Source organism: Stenomitos frigidus ULC18, assembly GCF_003003795.1.
In the GTDB taxonomy this organism is placed as follows: domain Bacteria; phylum Cyanobacteriota; class Cyanobacteriia; order Leptolyngbyales; family Leptolyngbyaceae; genus Stenomitos; species Stenomitos frigidus_A.
On record NZ_PVWK01000145.1, the window covers coordinates 1 to 18,332 of the forward strand.

Consider the following 18,332-nt stretch of genomic DNA (forward strand, 5'->3'; position numbering starts at 1 on the left):
ACTACTATGAGGACATCCGACTTCCCATAGACCTTCAGGCTTCCTTCCGGTTTGCCGGTTGTGCTGCCCTACCCCCAAGTTGGAGGGGTCTATAGGATCTCCCGAGTTCCCGACTTTGCCATAGTGACGTGCCACGGTCTCAGACCCCGGTGGATCCTTGGGAGCCATGGCTATTGGCTCCTTTGGTGTTGCCTTCCGCTCCACTAACGGCGTCGGCATCCACAATTGATTCTGATATCGAGGCTCATTCCCTTCACGCTTTCGCATTGTGGCCCATCACCTCCTTGTGTACGCTTCGCTGGCTTCGTTACCGAGACCAGCGCAACACTCAGTTCCTGGTGCCTTGCCAGGGCTTCCAGTATGGGGACTTTCACCCCATCGACAAAGCCGAGCTTTGCTCGGCGCACTAGTGGGTGACAGTGTGAAAGACAATCAGACCGTTGAGAACATTGAACGCATCTTCAAAGCGGCAAAGCAGGGAGACTTTGCAGTGTTCATCTCCCCCCACTATTATTACCCCACTGATTACAACTGGAAATTCGCCGGAACGTTGGAGCAGATGATGCTGGGGGTGAAGGAGTTTACTCGCACGGGTCCTTTAACGCTTGATGGTTTCGTAGGTTCGGGTGCCGACTGGCTCGATCGCTACAAGCCCTTTATTGAAGATGGCAAGACGATCGTGGTCAGCCCCCATAAGGTCTATGGACCACAGAGCAATGACCTTGTTTTACAACTGCGTAAGCGTAACCTCAGCAAAGTCATTCTGCTCGGTATGCTGGCAAATCTTTGTGTGGAAGCGCATCTGCGCGACTTAATTGAACAGGGCTTTGAGGTGCTCGTCGTCAAGGATGCCACGGCTGCGCCGCACCACCCAGAACTAGGCGATGGCTATAAGGCAGCACTGATTAACTTTGGGTATGTCGCCAATGCCGTTCTGTCCACAGATGATGTTGTAGCAGCGATGTAGTGATGGTATGTTGGCCCCCTCAAGAGGGCCTTCACCGTGCTGCTTTGCAGATACCGTGAGGGAATATTCCTGGGTGCTTTCAGACTCACCGATGACCTTGAATGATAAATACACAAACTCTGCGTTGAGTCGGTTGAAGCAATCGTTAGCTGGATGATGGCTCCTTTTCAAATACCATAACCAACTAGCTGAGCAAATGAAAACCTGGCTTTCCATTTTGGATTTTTTGTACTTGATGCCTGAGCATCATAAAAGCTAACTCCTTGTGACTTCAAGAATGAGAAACACACATCAGCATTTACATGGTCCTTAGCCTGCGCAGAGGGAAGCCAACCTTTCACGTTGGCTTCATAACATAACAACCAGTTCTGTCCCCATAAATCCTCTGTAGTCATCAGAGATGACCATTTTGATTTTTCAAGACCACTTGGGGTTAAGTTCTTTGACTCAGCGTGAAGAGCTAATAGTGGAATCAAAGGATCATCTATTTCAACCAATCTATCCGTTGAAGATTTCATCAATGGAATCTCAAGAGTTATAGCTGCCCATACAGCCCAAGCAACTTCACTTCCATGACCTAGAGGTTGATGCCGTAAGATCAGCTGATCTAGTGTTTCTTGAAGTTGATCTTGAGCAATAGGACGACCTTCTTGTTGATACTTTCTTAGCTCAGATAAAACATATCTTAATGAACCCGGTTCGGCTAGTGTTGCCTGAATGAGAAGATCTTGATAAGTAGGCCAAGTTGTAGAGTGGAAAGTTTCGCTGCTTATACGAGCTATAGCATAACGAAGGACTGAATCAGTTGGATGTTTAGATGCAAGTTCAAAAGCTAAGCTGAAGTAGCTAATTAAGTCTCTAATTTGAAAACTAGGGGCACTACTAAATTGCAAGTTCTTTAACTGTAAAGGCCATGTTTCTTCTAAAGGAAGTGGGAGTTCAAGTATCCGCGTTTTCTCTTCACTAAGTTGAAGCTCAAAGTTTGAGAGAATACTTTGCAAGACTCGCAAAGCTGTTTCGGCATCCGACCGATGGCGGAAAGTTAGCTCATAGTCATCAACTGATCTAAAGCCTTTTAATCCACCAAGTTGTTTTTCTAGTTCAAGATCAACACTGGTGAGTAAAATCTCAGACAAAACCCGTGATGTGTCAGGACCAATTGGAAGACCTCTTGTTTGGCCACTTTGACATCGTTGTGCACATAGATCTAGTCGATTTCCCAGAAGTGATTGATCATTTCTTTTTGCTTTTGCAACAGATTTAGAATGAAGTGCCCATGACAAGGAGTGTGTGTAAACAGATGGATAGAATTGTTGGATGTCTGTAACAAGAAGATACCTACCATTTGCACGATGTAATGCTCGCAGTCTAGGAAGATCTGGGGGAGATGCTTTTGATCCAAATGCTCTAATCCCTTCGGGGACTGGCATTGGATGAGTAACTGATAAGCTGTTTTGATGAAAAAAAGTTTCTATTTCCGACCAATTTTGAACAATTTCACTGGATAGATGAAAGTAAGTAATTGGATTTGGAAGCCCTAGAACTCGCCGGAATCGATTTACTCGTGCAAGATTATGTCTAGAAAACTCTGCTGAGCGGTATTTACCTTTAGTGGTCGGTAGAAGCTGAGCAGGCAATAAAGATGTTGTCTGAGTGAGAGCTTCGCCATATAGTGTTGAGTGAAATGGCTGGGGAAGCTCATATGGCAGAAATCCGTGGGTAAGTAACTTACGAAGGTTTGCCATGAACAACTCATTCTTAACTAGTAGAATAAAAACTGCTACTCAAGAGTTATTTGAGGAATTTAACTCCTGATCACCTTTTGCTTACTTTAACAGATGCATTCAAATACGTCCTTATCAGCAACTTAAACTACCCAACTATATGCTCAATGTCGCATTTGCGGAATAAGCACCCAATTCTTCCAGTATTATCTTGCACAGTTGCGGAGCAATACCCTCTTTTTAAGGAATTAGGCAGTGCTTCACAGCTAGGGTTAGGATTTCAGGGTATTAGCCGTCACATCGTAATTAATCCCAACAGCAGGCGAGGGCTGGATTCAGGCAGCTTTTGCAGGTATCGCTGGTGGGAGGAGTTTGCCTCGCACCAGCAGTCGTACTGTTCCCAAGGCAATACTGCTGATCGCCATATTGGCAGCAATGAAGAGTAGTACTGCCAGGTTTTCCATCATGCCAGTCATACCACGTTCCACAAAGCGCAAGGGTGCCAGCGACACAGCGGCAATACCCAGCGTGAATGCCCAATAGGAAGCATTAAAGGGTTGTTGGCACAACCAGGGCAGTAGCCGCAGTAAAATCACTACTTGCAACAAACCGTAGCCGAAGAGCATTTGGGCAAAGAGGTCGGGCTGACCACTGGTAAGACTCAAGTAGGCAACACAGCCAACCGCCGAGGGTGCCAGTTGAATGCCCAGCGTTGGACGTAGGGGTTTGGGCAATGCTTCCAACAGATACAGGCGCTGCATGATGATGGATTCTAATGCCAGCCACGAAAATAGCCCCATGCCAAAAAACAACACGCCCCATTCTCGATAGCCGAGGCTACTGGCAACGATCGTACTGACAAAACCACCCGCTACGCCTGTCAGATAAAGTACAGGCGTAGTTTCTTCTGGCTTGCGTCCGCCCATCCAGAACTGACCAGAACGATACACACCAAAACCCAACTGACCGATCGCGCTGACCATGAATAACCCGACCGCGATTGCATGGGAATAAGGCGCGATCGCTAGCGCCACCAGCAGCGAAGACACTGGCACCAACCCAATAAAGCAACAGGAAACAGGATGCTTAAACTCGGCTAAAGCCTCTTCTCGCGCCCACAGCCATTTGCCGACATAAAGCAACAACAACACGAACCAGACTGCAACTGCCAGCAGCATAATCGCTTCGCCAATCCAGGCAGGCAGGTGCCAAATTTTACTCGCTACCCGCCAGCAGTTTCCCAATCCCACTAAACCCAGAATCATGCCAAAAAAGGAAGCGGGAACAACGATGCGATCGACCTTCAAGACGGCAAATTTCAGACGTGATTTTTTCATGGTCGAACTTCCTGGCAGTGATCGAGGGATGCAAACAACGAATGATACAACTACTCATTGCTTAGAATCAGGCAACATGAACGTCACCGTTTCACTGGTAATGACTTTGTGGGTGGGATCGGCGAGTTCGATCAGCACCTTATGCGAACCCGGTTCTAGACCGACCAGGATGATGGTTTCGCCACTGGCATCCACAAAGTGCCAGGGTGCATCATCAACGGTGATGTGGATATGTCCGATGCGTGGCGATACGTCGAGGGCACCTTTGCCGAAGACTGGCACCACGCGCAAATTCTCTGTCCGGTACTGGATGAAGACGCGACCCTGAGCTAGCGGTTCGGGCAGGGGTGGATCGACAATTAGCTTAGCGGGTGGTTCGTTGGCGATCGCAATCAACGGCGATGAACCGCAAATGTCCCTAGCGCTTGGGGTATAGTCGGTCATGACGATAAGTCTCTGAGAGCGTTATGTTTAGAGCAAAGCTTGATGGATGAGTGGTGCTATGACATCAATGTTTTTCACCAACTCATCAGAAAGTGAGAAGCGTTGTTTTAAGTACTGAGCATCGTTGTAACTCAGCCATACTTTGTCATTCGCCGCTTCCCATGCCACCACTTTTAAGGGTAAATCCAGGGCGATCGTGGGTTCTGCAACCATCAGCGGCGTTCCAGCTTTCGGGCTGCCAAACAAGAGCAACTGGATTGGACGCAGGCTGAGTCCAACCTTTTCAGCTTCCACTTGCTGATCAATCCGAGCAAAAATGGTGATATTTTTCGCTTGAAGAACGGCGACCAAGCGATCGATGGTTTCACCGACTGAATAGGGACTGGACTGGCTGATGATGCCATTATTTGTAGTCATAGCGGTGGCTTTTTGATGTTTTGATAATGGCTATTTTTAGGGCGCTTCAAATCTGTGCCATACCGCCATCAACAAACAACTCAATACCGTTTACAAAGCTACTGTCGTCTGATGCGAGAAAGACAACAGCTTTGGCGATCTCATCGGGCGTGCCGACTCGTCCTAGTGGGATAGTAACGGCTTGGCTGTCCACAAAGTCCTTTAATTGCTCGTCACTCAAGCCCAAGTGATCGTAACCAGGAGTCGGCACCACACCGGGACTGATGGCATTGACGCGAATCTGACGATCTTTGAGGTCTAGTATCCAATTACGGGCAAACGATCGCACAGCGGCTTTGGTCGCACTGTAAACGCTAAACGCTGGAGTGCCTTTGATGGAAACGATCGAGGCATTCAGGATGATGGAAGCACCGTTCGGCAATAAAGGTAGTGCCTTTTGTACGGTAAACAACAGACCTTTGACGTTCGTATTGAACGCTTTGTCAAAGTGTTCTTCGGTGATTGCTCCAAGTGGGACGAGTTCGCCACCGCCAGCGTTAGCGAAGAGCACATCTAAGTGGCCTTGCTCTTGCTGGATCGTGGCAAACAGGCGATCGAGGTCTGCCAGCTTAGAGGCATCGCTCTGCACACCTCTGACGTTTTCACCAAGCTCTTTAACAGCAGCATCTAACTCAGGCTGGCGACGACCTGTGATGAAGACACAGGCACCTTCGGCGACGAAACGCTTGGCAGTGGCAAGACCGATGCCGCTAGTGCCACCTGTAACCAGAGCGACTTTTCCTTCTAGTTTGTTCATGATGTTGATACTTTTCCTTCTAGTTTGTTCATGATGTTGATGCATCTCTATTTCGTGGTCGCGGCGTGTTCAATAAGCGTGGCAACGGCATCGGGATGGGAAAGCATCACCACATGAGACGCACCTTTCACAGCGATCGTCTCCTTTGAGTTAGCGCGCTTCGCCATGAAAGCATGCGCCGCTGCTGGAATATTCAAGTCACGGCTGCCATAGATGAACCAGGACGGGGTGGACTTCCACGCAGGCGCGCCGGATGCCTCGTTAAACGCAACGTCCGTCGCTGGTCGCTGGGTGCTAGCCATCAGCTTCGCATCGGCGACGGGCACATCCGCCGCAAACTGAGCGTGGAACTTGGACTGCTGGATGTAGAAATCCTTACCACCATTAGGCAGAGCGACTGGTGGCGCGAGCGTTGGAACGAGCGAGCTTCCTGGGTAACGACCTGTGAGTTCGGTGGCTGTCTCACCCGTATCGGGAGCAAAACCGGCAACGTAGACCAGTGCCTTCACGTTCTGGTTGCCATTGACCGCATTGGTGATCACCGAGCCTCCGTAAGAGTGCCCGACCAGTACGATGGGACCCTCAATGCTTTTGAGGATGCTGGCAATATAGTCCGCATCGCTTTTGACTCCGCGCAAGGGATTGGCGGCGGCGATCGTCGGGTAGCCTTTTGTGATCAGCCTGGTCAAGACACCGTTCCAACTGGCAGACTCAGCAAACGCACCGTGGACGAGGACGATGGTGGGCTTGCCGTCTTGGGCGCTGGCAGGGTTCATGAGGGTTCCTAAGGAAGTAATCATGATAATTCCGAAGGAAAGTGCAGCGATCAAAAACAGACGGATACCATTTCTGCGGGTGAGCGTGTTCATATTGTGATCTCCTTTATGTGGTTGGGTTTGAATGTGAAACGAGTGACTGATACTAAATCTCGCAATAAACGCTACAGATACTCCCTCACCCTTTTCTGGTATGCCAAAGGCTTTAAGCCCTCTCCCACAAGAGAGGGACTTTGAATCCGGTTCCCTTCTCCCCTTGGGAGAAGGGTTGGGGATGAGGGCAAGATCTGTAGCCTTTGCTCATTGATTTGATATGACCTGCTGCCTCACAACTTTGAAAACAGTAAATTTAAACCTTCGGTCATCGTGGGATGCACCAACACGCCATCGCGCAAAACGGTATAGGGCAATTGAGCCTGCATCACCATCTGCACCGTCGAAAGCATTTCCCCTGCGGCATGACACAACAAGGAACAACCGAGAATCCGAGCGGTCTTTGCATCCACGATCGCTTTCAATAATCCATCCGTTTGACCCAGCGTTCTCGCCCGTGGAATAGCGGATGCATCCAGTTTCGCCACACGGATGTCATAGCCTTGTTGCTGTGCTTCGGCTTCGGTTAAACCCACATGTGCCAACTCTGGATCGATGAATAAGCAAGACGGAATCGGTCGATCGCTCGTACTGCGGTTGCCTCCATCAAGCAAATTCGCTTTGATGATCCGATAATCGTCGAGCGCTATGTGGGTATATTGTGGTCCGCCATTGATATCGCCCAATGCCCAAATGCCCGGTACATTTGTCTCTAGACGATCGTTGACTGGAATAAAACCACTTCCATTCATTGCGACACTCGCCACCGCTAAATTTAAGGTGTCAGTGGTAGGCGCACGACCGACTGCGACAAGCAAATGTGAACCTTGAAGCGTGATTTCCCGATCGGGAACCTGGATTTGAAGTATGGTGTCATGACCTGCACGATTCTCCAAAGGAGACGCTTCGCGAACGACCCATAGCACCTTTGCATTCAACAAGAACTCAACACCGTCTCGTTCCAGAAATGTTTGTGCAGCGAGTGCAATGTCTGGATCTTGCGGGGAGAGAATTTGTCCACGTTGCCCAATCACCGTCACACGAGAGCCAAAGCGCCGAAACATTTGAGCAAATTCTAACCCAATGTAACCGCTACCCAACACAATCAAGTGTTCTGGTAACTGTTCCAACTCCATGATGGACTCACTGGTGAGAAACCCAAATTCTTTGAGTCCGGGTATCGATGGAATTAACGGGCGCGTGCCGGTATTGATAAACAACCGTTCGGCAGTGAGGTGCCGAATTGACCCTTCAGCCGTTGCCACTTCGATGGTTTTGGGCGCGACAAAACGCGCTGTACCAATGATGAGATCATGCCCCAACGCTGTTTCTAAACTGTGCAAATTGATTGCCCGCGATGATTCCACTACCGATCGCTTACGTTGGATGACTGCTGCCAAATCAACTGTGGGTGCGCTGGTGTTCACGCCATACGTCGCGCTGTGCCGCACGGTATGGGCAACCTCTGCACTCGCCACCATCGTTTTGGTGGGAATGCAGGCAATGTTAATGCAGCCGCCACCAATCATCTTTAAACTGCGTTCCACCAGTGCGGTTTTACGTCCAGCCGCAACTAGCGCAGGTGCCAGGGTCTTACCTGCTTTGCCACCACCAATGATAAGGTCGTCGTAGTGTTCAGTGTTCACCGACATCTCCTCTTAAGTTGACATTACGTTATGTAGTGGGCAAATCTCCGGGTATACCCAGAGTTTCGTCGCCAATTTCGCTAGAGACACGCATGAACAATTCCATGTCAGCTTCCTCATGCTCGTTGAGCGTCCCTGTTGCTTCAACGAGGTGAGCAAAGGCACTGGGCGAAGCAACGACTAACCCGCGAGCGGGTCGATCGCTGAGTGCAGCAACCACATGAGTGATGCCCTTAGGAATCAGGAAGCTTTCACCCGCCTCTAACACCAGCTTGTTCTTCCCTGCCCAGACAGTGAATTCTCCTTCCAACACATAGAGTTGTTCAGAATAACGTGTATGGCGATGGGGTGGAGTCTGCGTACCAGGAGGGAAATAGCCCTCAACCAGGTCGTATTTACCATCAGTCGTGGTGTGATCAGCAACGATGGTCAGGCGAGAACCAAAAAGCCAAAATGATTGTGTCATGAGATTACTCCAATTAGTCAATGATGAGTGCGATCGGTGCTCAAGCCCAAAAACAACCCCTCAAGCAAGCAGGCGCGACGATTCCTCCCAGAGCCGATCGGCGTTGTCCGAGTTGAGCGCATAGGGTGCAACACCACTGTAGTCTTCGGTTCGCCAAGGCACGATCGCGGCTTCGTTACAATCCTCGAAGTAGCGACCGCCAATGCCCTTCAGCAAGGGGGAGGTTGCCAGCAGAACTGAGGTGGCAGCACCCTGCTCTGGTGTCTTCTGCCGCTCTGGTGGTGTCTGAAGCCCACCCACATGGCGCTGAAGGTTGGTCGCGATCGCCCCTGGCATCAAAGCATTAGCCGTAATGCCATCCTTGAACCAGCGTGAAGTTGCACCCACCGCGAAAAGGACATTGGCGGTCTTGGACTGTCCGTATGCCAGCCACGGCTCGTAACGGCGAAAGGCGAAGTGGATATCATCGAAGACCACTGGTGAGAGCAGGTGTCCGCTAGAACTGACGGAGACGATACGTGCCGCACCAGCCGCTGCCAGTGCAGGATAGAGTCCGAGTGTCAGAGCAAAGTGCCCAAGATGATTGGTCGCAAACTGCATCTCCCAGCCTTCGGACGTGTATTGTTCCGGCAATGCCATGACACCAGCATTATTGACAAGAATATGTAATGGTTCATTCCACGCATCGACAAACGTAGCGATCGAAGCTCGATCAGTCAGATCAAGCGAGGCAACGTGAATGTTTCCATTACCCGTGGTAGTAGTGATGTCAGCCGCTGTCTTTTCACCAGCATTGATGTCACGCACAGCCAGGGTCACTTCAGCACCTGTACGAGCGAGTGCCCGTGCCGTCTCGATGCCGATGCCCGATGCTGCTCCAGTGACGATCGCCCGCTTGCCAGAAAGATCGATTCCCTTTACCACCTCGGCAGCGGTGGAATGCTGCCCGAATGGCGTTTTAATCGGTGACATATATGGTCCTTTAAGAATGTCGGGTGATGCCTTTGTTCATCCACAGCAATGGATAAACCTCACCAGTCGCGATGACCTACAGTCGCTGTTATCGTTGCCAAACTTGGTCGTTAACATGACTTGAACTCAACGAACTTTGCTTGCCTGCTTGCCAAAGAGAACATGAGCAACGAAGACAAAAGCTGACGATTGCTCAAAACAAAACGTTCACAGTAGCCAGCTCAAAGGCTCCAAGATGAGTACTCACACTATTACTGGATGGCAGGGTGAACTGAAACGGTGTTCCAATTCACCCCACTTTTCATTCAGCTTTAGAACTCACTCATTGAAGTCAGTTCAATTCGAGTTGCCGTAGAAATTGAGGCGTCCGTAGCCTAAGAACTGCCCCAACCCATTTTCTCCTGCCGGATAGGCGGTGACACCAAACTCATAAACCCCGCCCCAAGTTGGATTCCTCTGCGCTGCTAGTGCAACTGTAACGGTGCTGCCCGGTTGCACTGGTTGATCGAACACAATCGTCACTTCCCCTGGATTGACAGGTTGCTCACCACCAACGCTGGCTAACCGAATTTCAGAACTGGCTGTCAATCGATCGCCCACAAAGGCTTTGCTACTGCTGACAACAAACTTAACGGTTTCTACATTGGTCGCCTGAGCGATCGTCACGGCTTTCAAGGGTCGTCCAGCATCTTTAGGTACGGTCAGCGCGAATTCATACGTGGAAGGGGTGTCTTTTCCAATTTGAGACGCAGCCACTCGCATCAACTGTGGCGGATGGCTAAAGAAGGTTTGCCCTTCTTGATTAACGGGACTGTTGGCGGCTTGTGGCTCTGGCTGGGTTGCCTGAGATTGAGTTGCCTGAGATTGAGTTGCCTGAGATTGAGTTGCTTGAGGCTGAGCCGTTTGGAACCCAAATTGTTTGGCAAGGAAATCGTATTTGGTGGACGCATGCGCTGTCGCTTTAATACCAGCGGTGGCAGCGATCGCCAAGATGACATTAATGGTAAATGTATAGAATTTCATGGTCAATCTCCTTGATGTGTGGATGGTTAGTTAGATAGTGTGCTTGTCTTCGAGAATCATGCGTCAGAAATCACGGCAATGGAATGCTTCCATTCATCTCGTGTAACTGGAGTAAATGAGAAAGGTGCCGCAAATCCTGCGACAAGCGTTGATGAAGTTCCATCAGTTCCTGATACGACAAGGTTGTTTCAATGCTGTGCACTGTTGAGTTGAGATAGTGAGAAAAACTGGTGATGGCTTGGTCGGTCGGATCACGGGCGGCAGTGAGATAATCATCGCTATGAAGCTGCAAACCAAACGCGGCAAAGAAAATCTTCAGCGATCGTTTGTCCACTCTCACTTCACCACTGAGAATACGACTGACGGTGCGATCGTTGAGGAGCGATCGCTCACTTAATTGCTCATAGGTGTAACGATTCCCCCATTGATCATGAAGCACACCGGCTTGAGTCAATTTCTGCCACCCCTGCTCCGATAGCATCACACCTCGGTTGCGATTGCGCTGCTGAGAAGCAGCAAATGTCAATCGATCAGGATGCGAGGATGAAATTTGATACATAGCTTTGCTCTCCATCTTTTAACAATGCTCTAGCTTCGTCCCACTGGTATCAACAAGGCTGGTATACAAGCCAGCCAGCCTTTAGCGGAAGTACCAACTGACACAGAGGTTCCCTGTGCTTTTGTTACTCTGCCTGCATTGATCTAATGAACCAGCCCAGAACGAAGGGCTCGAATCGCTGCTTGAGTGCGATCTTCTACGCAGAGCTTTCTCAGCACATTGCGAACATGCGTTTTCACAGTACCCTTAGTAATAAAGAGCTTCGCAGCGATCGTGGGGTTATTATGTCCATCCACAATTAGTTGCAATACTTCTAACTCACGTGCTGTTAAAGGCTCTATGGCAATGACTTGCCGATACTCTGGCTCGATCGCCCGAATCATAATCGTTTCTGGTCGCCCGCAGATTGCTGTCTCAGTCGGATTGATGCTGCCAGGTTGAAAAGGGTGAGACGGCTTCAGCAATCCCACAACCTCTTGTGCAACAGCAGTGAACGCCCGATTCACAGGAGAAAGACAACGAGAAGCAGACTGATTCGGAGCGCTTAAACGCTTAATGTCATCTTTGATCAACAAGGGAATGGGTGCCATAAAACAATCCTCCGTAAGATACTCTTGAGGGTTAAGAAGTAAAAGCTTAATGACGTGCAGTGCTAATAGCTACTAACAACGGTTCCATTTTCCAGCGATCGCTATAGCCACTGCCCTTGATAAACAATGCTGGAGGCGTTGTTTATCCGCTGTTTAAGCTTGATGCGATCGACAGGCTCACTACTACCTCTGAGAAAAAGAAGACGCATCGTCAGCGATCGTTCAGCAACTCTCTTGGCGTGATGGGTCTAAACCGAACTCAGAGCTTGCAACTCAGTTGCTCTCTGTGTTTGTATGCGTTCACTATAGGGAATTGACTCTCACTTGTCGTCCACTCAGAGTTGACACTTGTACCAGATCGCATGATTGATGCATCAATCCATCCAAAAGAGAAGGTTCACTCCAACTAAAGTTGGTAGATGGCTGCCAACTTTAGTACAACCCGCTGACAAACTCACAAGCCTACTCACAGCAACTCTGAAAATCGCTGAATCTTACCTTCCCTGGCAGGAAACTACCTGATTCAGTCGATTCTGTACTGTGGGGTCAGAAGTACTGGCAACGAGGGAGACCGCTCCAGTAGGAGTGATTTGCCAGCCAGTGGCTTCGAGGATTGGAGTGTCGGGTGTGGAGTGTGGGGTGTCAGGAAATCTTGAATGAGAAACATCTCCGTGTCTCCATGTCTCCGTGTCTCCATGTCCTCCGCTCCTGACTCCTCTCCCCTTTTCTGTTGGCTGAGCCACGGTTAACCGACGGCGATCGCCCCACCCTGCATCATCGTCCAATTGTTGTTCCGGTGTCGGCGGCAAGCCACCGCGACCAGTGATAACGAAGGAGTTACCCTGATTCGCAGGACAGCCCTGAGCAATCAAACCTGACGCATCCACAAGATCAGTCGGTAAGGCAACTAATCCAGCGGTCGGGTCAATGCCTGTGAGGGTGACATCGATCGTGCCATTCAAGGTGGAAGTTGCTCCTGTGGCGGTGATGTCACTCAAGGGTGTAGGAGTCGGACGGGGTTGAATGCCGAAGATCGAAAAAGCCTTGATGCTGACATTACCGCCGCGAAAGTCCTCAGAATTGGCACTGATGTTGCTGTCTTCCTTCGGCACTGCAATGAGAAACTGCGTATCGATCGCAATATTGCCACCGGGAATGTTGCTGCCCCTCGCATTCGTCGTGATGTTGCTGCCGTTGCGGAGGAGGATGAAGGGCGATCGCACATTGATATTTCCGCCGCCGCCAGTGGTGTCGGCTCGAATGCTGCCTTGATTGTTGAGAAAGAGGCGATCGGTGTCTACAAACAATGAACCTGCCCGACCATTACTCGCACTGCTCACCGTCACGTTTGCCTGGTCTTGAATGCTGAGAGTGTTAGCACTAATTGTGATATTACCAGCGTTGCCCTCTCCAAAGGTGGAAGCAGCAAGTTGAGCGTTATTGAGCACTGAGAGCGATCGTGCTGCAATCTCAATATCACCACCTCTGCCCAATCCACTTGACTCAAGCGTAGTGATGGCATTCCCCCCATCAAATGAAACGGCATCGCTCGCTCGAATGGTAATGTTTCCGGCATTGCCCTGCCCCTGGGCATTCGTGTTGATTCTCCCCCGATCAGAAACCGAGAGTGAATTGGTCTTGATCATGACATCCCCACCGTTCCCGACCGATCCTGCTGTCGCTGCGGTAACTATCCCACTGGGTGCATCAGGAGCAGATGGGGCTGCGCCACGAATTTGGACAGCATCACGCGCAACGATCGTGACGCGACCGGCATTTCCCTGTCCCTGGGTGGAGGTATTCACGGCACCCCCATTCGTCAGAAACAGCGAGCCAGTTGTAATGGTCACATCGCCGCCTTGACCCACCGCTCTAAACCTAGCCTCTTCGCCTGGTGGACCGATAGCGCCTGCATTTACTTGTGTATAGATCGTGCTGTTTTGTGTGTAGAAAGTGGTGCTGTTTCCGGCTCCGTTGGGGTTTTCCCCATCCAAAGAGACGACATCGCGGGCATTAATCGTCACACTGCCTGCATTGCCAGATCCACGAGTGGTAGCGAACAGCCGCACACCATTGGCGACGAAAAGCGACCCCGTCGTGATATTGACGTTGCCACCATTACCGCTACCAAACGTGCTAGTGTCTAGCTGAGTACGAGAATCTGGAAGATCGGCGGAATTCCTGAAAAGAACAGTGTCGCGGGCATTGATCGTGATATCGCCTGCATTGCCCTGTGCAGTTGTGTTGGAATTTACTCTAGCGCCATTGGTGACCGAAAACGACCCCGTCGTGATGTTGATGCCACCACCATTACCGATGGCTGGTGAGAGCACAGTATTGGATAGACGACTGGGAAAACCACCAATGTTTCGACCATCTACAGAGACCGTATCGCGGGCATTGATATTCAGACTACCGACATTTCCCCGTCCAAACGTGAAGGAAGATAGTCTACCGCCATTCGTGAGAGAAAGCGATCCCGTCGTGATGTTGATATTGCCAGCGTTACCAACGCCATCTGGTAGAACGATATTCCTCACCGTGGCGTTATCGATAGAGACGCGCTCACCTGCTGTGAGATTGATATTGCCGAGCATTCCCTGTCCTTCCACGGCTGCTACCAAATTGCTACTATCGCCAACTGTGATCGAGCCTGTGGCGTTCAGTTCTAAAGCTCCGGTTTGAGTGCCAGGTAAACGCGAATCGCTGGGAATGCCTCCTTGCAGTAAACTTCTTGTGATATCAATGTTTCGGGCAACAAGGCTCATACTGCTATTCGCTCCCCTCACGTCAATGCCACTATTCCTTAAGGAGACATCGGCTCGCGCGACCTGATCAGGGAAACTCAACTGGATACGATCGCCATTCACATCCAACCCGACACTGCCTGAGCTGGCAACGCCGCCCAACTCGACTCGACCCCCCAAAGTCTGCAAATTTGATCGCTCGATTGTGACATTGCCACCCACCAGCGTGAGCGTTTTGCCCGGTCGCACCTGAAAATATGATTGAGGGGTGAGCGTAATTGTATAAGGACCGCGGTCAGCAACACGATACCCAGTCCACTCACTTAACGGTAATCCCGCACCGGGACCGTTCGGCTCCTCTGATGGAGCGAAGATGTTACCCCTTGGACTACGGGGGGTGCTAAAGTTGCTGGAAATACCTAAGTAGTAGGTGCCAGAGACCGCAGGGATGAAGGGTCTGTTCAAGGGGAGAGCCGATTGATAGGTGTTAGAACTGTCATCGTTACTGAACAAGCCCCTGCCCCTGCTATCAAACAAGAACAACTGGGTATCAACGTTCGTGCCCTTCACCGTACTCGCCTGAAATGGCACTCCTTGTCTGAGGTACAGTTGGTACAAGTCAACATCGTTGTCATAGTTCAACTCGCCAGAGATCGCGTTAAAGCGGGTTCCATCAGTCGCGCTGTTGACAGTCTGGGCAGTACCGGGAAGCTGACCAGCATCGCCCACTTCATTAAATGGCTGTTCAGGATTACCCTGCACCAAAATATCGCCTTGCCGACCATTGAACTGCAAGCCGATCGGCACACTGATGGTCAGCAAGGGAGGCGTTGAAGGATTGACTGCACTGAATTCGGTGCCATCCGCAAACTGAATGCTACTGGCGGTACTCGCCACAAACGAGCCACCAATATTCAAGCTGGCATTCGGTCCAAAGATAATGCCATTCGGGTTAATTAGAAATAGGTTTGCACTGCCGTTTGCCCGAATCAAGCCGTCGATATTCGAGATAGACTGACCTGTGACTCGTGTCAGAATGTTCTGCACATCAACCGCATTGTTGAAGTAAGGCGATTTCCGGCAAAGATTTTACCCTTCGACTCCGCTCAGGGTGCAAGCTGGCTGAGCGGAGTCGTTGGCGTAGCCTGCCGTAGGGCATAGCCAGCGGGTAGTTTGTTTACTAGAAATCTCCTAAGCAGAACCACCCGTAGGAATGGAAAACTGACTAAAGCTGTGGAAGAGATTGCCACCCCGTCTTGCCCCACCATCAATTTGCACGTTAGGATTGCCTGCAACTTGCGATCGCTCTCCCGCAGGCAGTGTGTTATCGGGCACCACTTGCGCGACGATCGGTGAGATACAGAGCCATACGCTAAAAATACTGCCCGTTATCACCCACGCTTTTAAGTGAGATCGGTTCATGTTGCCCCAAGTATGGATGCCAAGTATGGATGATTGGCTGTGTCGAAGCGTCAGCCTTTAACGACTGGCTTATATTCTAAAGCGGTCACATCCCAATGTCCTAAATTTGCTGCCGCTTCGTAAGTGCTTTGAAGGAACTCTAACACCTTTGCATCCGGGTTGCCAGCCTGCCGTAAGGCTTCATAGGGCAAAATGAATTCTTGCATCTCAGTGCTATAAAACGCTTCTTGTGGTTGGATGGGATAATCCTGAAAGCCTTCCGGTGCGGGGTACGCGTAAGCATAGAACAATGCTTCGATCGCGCCGCCCCCAAACCAAAAGCCGCAACTGCTGACCTCATGCGAGTAAGCATCTCGCGTCACCCAATCCGCCATATGGGGCACCCCGCCGGGATGTTCTGGCGCACGTCGTCCTGAAAACCGCGTCACCGCCAGGTCAAAACTGCCCCAAAAGAAATGAACCGGACTACACTTACCCGCATAACGAGCGCGAAACACTTTCAAGAGGCGATCGACTTGCAGCAAAATTTGCCAGAACCGTTGGGCAGACTTTGGATCATAAGCGGCGTGTTGCTCATCCTGCTCAAACGGGATGGGATCAGCGATTTCCTGCGGCATCGTCCAGATGTGCACCTCGATCCCAATGTCCTTCAAGGTACTCATGACCGCTTGATAAAAATCCGCCACGGAGCGGGGTGCCAGCGCAATGGTTTTAGTCATACCATCGCTGGTTTCAATCAACAGTTGATGATTGAGAAAATTGAAGGTGATTTGAAAGCTGCGAGTGCCATCGGGAATAGTTGACGTGGTGAGTCCACAGGGTGTGACATACAAGGCTGAATGCCACCAATGGTTAGCCTTGGGCGCTAAGGCTAAACGAATTTTGCCAATAATCTGTGTCCACAGATGCAGCGTTTGATAGGTGTCCTGCCAGACGTCAACGGGCAACGGTAGCCAAAGATCGGGCGATGAATCAGTTGCCGAAGTGGTCATCATACAAACCTCTCTGCAAACTAGCGATCGATCAGTCCATTTAAGTCTATCTGGACTGACGCAAACCTCGGAGGTTTTAACCACACATTAAACCGCATGCCCCTTCAATGTGGCTCAAACATCTCCAACGCTAGGCTGGCATGTCAAACAACAGCGCTTCAGCATCATTGGATAGCCCTTGTAGCCTGATCTGTGCTTCTTGGGCGATCGCAGCGCCATCTCCAGCAGTCAGCGTTTGATCGTTCACCTGCATGGCACCACGTGCTACTTGCAACCAGGCAACTCGTCCCTCTGCCAACGGATGGCTCACCGTTTCGCCCTCCTGTAGCGTAGTAGCGTAGAGACTAACATCCTGATGAATCGTGATTGAGCCATCACGCCCATCACGAGAACCAACCAATCGCAATGTGCCGCGCTTTTCTATCTCATCAAAGGTCTTCTGCTCGTAACTGGGCTGAATCCCCTTCTGTTCTGGCAGAATCCAAATTTGCAGGAAATGCACAGGTTCGGTGCTCGACGCATTAAACTCACTGTGTTGAATGCCTGTGCCCGCAGACATCCGTTGCACATCGCCTGGACGAATCACCGACCCCGTGCCGATGCTGTCTTTGTGTGACAGAGCACCTTCAAGGACGTAGGAAATGATTTCCATATCGCGGTGCTCGTGCGTGCCAAAGCCTTGACCAGGGGTAACTTTGTCTTCATTGATCACCCGCAAGTCTGCAAAGCCCACGTGCTTGGGGTCGTAGTATTTGCCAAAGGAGAAGGTGTGACGACTATCGAGCCAACCAAAATTAGCAACACCACGGTCTTGAGCCGATCGAATCGTAATCATGTTTTTTGCTTCCCAAGCGTTAGGAACTATTTTGTACAACGAACAGCGATGATGGTCTTGACTCACTGATACCTTCGAGAGAGGGGACACAGCGCCAAAACCGCCCCACAAACCTCTTGGCATAATGGGTATAAAATAAACTCAACCCCTGCAACTTAGTTACATTCTGTATTTGTATGCGTTCAATATAGGGAATTGGTTCTCACTTGTCGTCAACTCAAAGTTGACACTTTTGTATAATCGAGTGATGGGTGCAGCAGCCCATCCCATAGTGGAAGCTGGGTTCCAACTAAAGTTGGCATTCGCCTACCAACTCAAGTAGGGGTTGAGCCGAGATACGTGCGATTTTTAGTCATATCGCTTGAAACGTAGACCAGATAGGCGTTTTAGCCTTTTCGCTTCTAGTCCTGACCACTGAAAGCCTTGTCTAATGAAGGTTTGGACTGATTTTGGACTGTGCGACCCGTTCGCTCGAAATGAGTGGCAACACTCAGGGATGAGCGGCAAGAAGCGCGCCATAGCGTAC

15 protein-coding genes and 1 pseudogene are annotated in these 18,332 nt (G+C 50.4%); 1 reads left to right on the forward strand and 15 read right to left on the reverse strand.

The features are described from left to right. The first annotated feature begins 421 nt into the window (after positions 1 to 421). Positions 422 to 967, forward strand: coding sequence for an isochorismatase family protein (locus C7B82_RS27125; RefSeq protein WP_245940116.1), 546 nt, complete (start codon positions 422 to 424; stop codon positions 965 to 967). Between the two features lie 167 nt (positions 968 to 1,134). On the opposite strand, the gene C7B82_RS27130 is transcribed toward C7B82_RS27125, so the two are convergent. The 15 genes and pseudogenes from C7B82_RS27130 to C7B82_RS27200 all read right to left on the reverse strand — a co-directional run bounded on the left by C7B82_RS27130 (position 1,135) and on the right by C7B82_RS27200 (position 17,806). Beyond that, complete coding sequence (locus tag C7B82_RS27130; RefSeq protein ID WP_106259989.1) at positions 1,135 to 2,712, reverse strand: RNA-directed DNA polymerase; 1,578 nt, start codon at positions 2,710 to 2,712, stop codon at positions 1,135 to 1,137. 314 nt (positions 2,713 to 3,026) lie between these two features. Further along, the gene (tehA, locus tag C7B82_RS27135; RefSeq protein ID WP_106259991.1) at positions 3,027 to 4,028 is read right to left on the reverse strand and encodes a dicarboxylate transporter/tellurite-resistance protein TehA; all 1,002 of its coding nucleotides are present in this window, start codon (positions 4,026 to 4,028) and stop codon (positions 3,027 to 3,029) included. Positions 4,029 to 4,082: 54 nt separating this feature from the next. Continuing rightward, complete coding sequence (locus tag C7B82_RS27140; RefSeq protein WP_106259992.1) at positions 4,083 to 4,472, reverse strand: DUF6130 family protein; 390 nt, start codon at positions 4,470 to 4,472, stop codon at positions 4,083 to 4,085. A gap of 27 nt (positions 4,473 to 4,499) precedes the next feature. Then, positions 4,500 to 4,889, reverse strand: coding sequence for a DUF302 domain-containing protein (locus tag C7B82_RS27145; RefSeq protein WP_106259994.1), 390 nt, complete (start codon positions 4,887 to 4,889; stop codon positions 4,500 to 4,502). A 46-nt stretch (positions 4,890 to 4,935) separates the two neighbouring features. Beyond that, positions 4,936 to 5,685, reverse strand: coding sequence for a glucose 1-dehydrogenase (locus tag C7B82_RS27150; RefSeq protein WP_106259995.1), 750 nt, complete (start codon positions 5,683 to 5,685; stop codon positions 4,936 to 4,938). Positions 5,686 to 5,732: 47 nt separating this feature from the next. Then, entirely contained in the window at positions 5,733 to 6,485 is a 753-nt protein-coding gene (locus C7B82_RS27155) for an alpha/beta fold hydrolase (protein WP_245940117.1), read from the reverse strand. A gap of 302 nt (positions 6,486 to 6,787) precedes the next feature. Continuing rightward, positions 6,788 to 8,200 (reverse strand): mercuric reductase, encoded by a 1,413-nt coding sequence (locus tag C7B82_RS27160; protein WP_245940118.1) that lies wholly within the window; start codon positions 8,198 to 8,200, stop codon positions 6,788 to 6,790. Between the two features lie 28 nt (positions 8,201 to 8,228). Then, on the reverse strand, positions 8,229 to 8,666 hold the full coding sequence (locus tag C7B82_RS27165; RefSeq protein ID WP_106260000.1) for a cupin domain-containing protein: 438 nt from the start codon (positions 8,664 to 8,666) through the stop codon (positions 8,229 to 8,231). A 60-nt stretch (positions 8,667 to 8,726) separates the two neighbouring features. Continuing rightward, positions 8,727 to 9,638 (reverse strand): SDR family NAD(P)-dependent oxidoreductase, encoded by a 912-nt coding sequence (locus tag C7B82_RS27170; protein WP_106260001.1) that lies wholly within the window; start codon positions 9,636 to 9,638, stop codon positions 8,727 to 8,729. Between the two features lie 336 nt (positions 9,639 to 9,974). Further along, positions 9,975 to 10,661: a DUF2808 domain-containing protein gene (locus tag C7B82_RS27175; protein WP_106260003.1), complete on the reverse strand. Its 687-nt coding sequence runs from the start codon at positions 10,659 to 10,661 to the stop codon at positions 9,975 to 9,977. A gap of 70 nt (positions 10,662 to 10,731) precedes the next feature. Continuing rightward, a complete protein-coding gene (locus C7B82_RS27180; RefSeq protein ID WP_106260005.1) occupies positions 10,732 to 11,220 on the reverse strand; it encodes a hypothetical protein in 489 nt (162 codons plus the stop codon). A gap of 143 nt (positions 11,221 to 11,363) precedes the next feature. Further along, the gene (locus C7B82_RS35320) at positions 11,364 to 11,810 is read right to left on the reverse strand and encodes a helix-turn-helix domain-containing protein (RefSeq protein ID WP_106260006.1); all 447 of its coding nucleotides are present in this window, start codon (positions 11,808 to 11,810) and stop codon (positions 11,364 to 11,366) included. Between the two features lie 494 nt (positions 11,811 to 12,304). Further along, positions 12,305 to 15,979 (reverse strand): annotated as a pseudogene (locus C7B82_RS32740) (two-partner secretion domain-containing protein). Positions 15,980 to 16,029: 50 nt separating this feature from the next. Further along, positions 16,030 to 16,974, reverse strand: coding sequence for a DUF5996 family protein (locus tag C7B82_RS27195; protein ID WP_106260008.1), 945 nt, complete (start codon positions 16,972 to 16,974; stop codon positions 16,030 to 16,032). A 127-nt stretch (positions 16,975 to 17,101) separates the two neighbouring features. Continuing rightward, the gene (locus tag C7B82_RS27200) at positions 17,102 to 17,806 is read right to left on the reverse strand and encodes a pirin family protein (RefSeq protein WP_106260010.1); all 705 of its coding nucleotides are present in this window, start codon (positions 17,804 to 17,806) and stop codon (positions 17,102 to 17,104) included. Between the last annotated feature and the right edge of the window lie 526 nt (positions 17,807 to 18,332).

Excerpts from the sequence above, each read along its gene's own strand:
- tehA (WP_106259991.1), bottom strand. The coding sequence starts at position 4,028 with ATGAAAAAATCACGTCTGAAATTTGCCGTCTTGAAGGTCGATCGCATC.
- C7B82_RS27140 (WP_106259992.1), bottom strand. The coding sequence starts at position 4,472 with ATGACCGACTATACCCCAAGCGCTAGGGACATTTGCGGTTCATCGCCG.
- C7B82_RS27175 (WP_106260003.1), bottom strand. The coding sequence starts at position 10,661 with ATGAAATTCTATACATTTACCATTAATGTCATCTTGGCGATCGCTGCC.
- C7B82_RS27145 (WP_106259994.1), bottom strand. The coding sequence starts at position 4,889 with ATGACTACAAATAATGGCATCATCAGCCAGTCCAGTCCCTATTCAGTC.
- C7B82_RS27195 (WP_106260008.1), bottom strand. The coding sequence starts at position 16,974 with ATGATGACCACTTCGGCAACTGATTCATCGCCCGATCTTTGGCTACCG.
- C7B82_RS35320 (WP_106260006.1), bottom strand. The coding sequence starts at position 11,810 with ATGGCACCCATTCCCTTGTTGATCAAAGATGACATTAAGCGTTTAAGC.
- C7B82_RS27150 (WP_106259995.1), bottom strand. The coding sequence starts at position 5,685 with ATGAACAAACTAGAAGGAAAAGTCGCTCTGGTTACAGGTGGCACTAGC.
- C7B82_RS27200 (WP_106260010.1), bottom strand. The coding sequence starts at position 17,806 with ATGATTACGATTCGATCGGCTCAAGACCGTGGTGTTGCTAATTTTGGT.
- C7B82_RS27180 (WP_106260005.1), bottom strand. The coding sequence starts at position 11,220 with ATGTATCAAATTTCATCCTCGCATCCTGATCGATTGACATTTGCTGCT.
- C7B82_RS27165 (WP_106260000.1), bottom strand. The coding sequence starts at position 8,666 with ATGACACAATCATTTTGGCTTTTTGGTTCTCGCCTGACCATCGTTGCT.
- C7B82_RS27170 (WP_106260001.1), bottom strand. The coding sequence starts at position 9,638 with ATGTCACCGATTAAAACGCCATTCGGGCAGCATTCCACCGCTGCCGAG.
- C7B82_RS27130 (WP_106259989.1), bottom strand. The coding sequence starts at position 2,712 with ATGGCAAACCTTCGTAAGTTACTTACCCACGGATTTCTGCCATATGAG.
- C7B82_RS27155 (WP_245940117.1), bottom strand. The coding sequence starts at position 6,485 with ATGATTACTTCCTTAGGAACCCTCATGAACCCTGCCAGCGCCCAAGAC.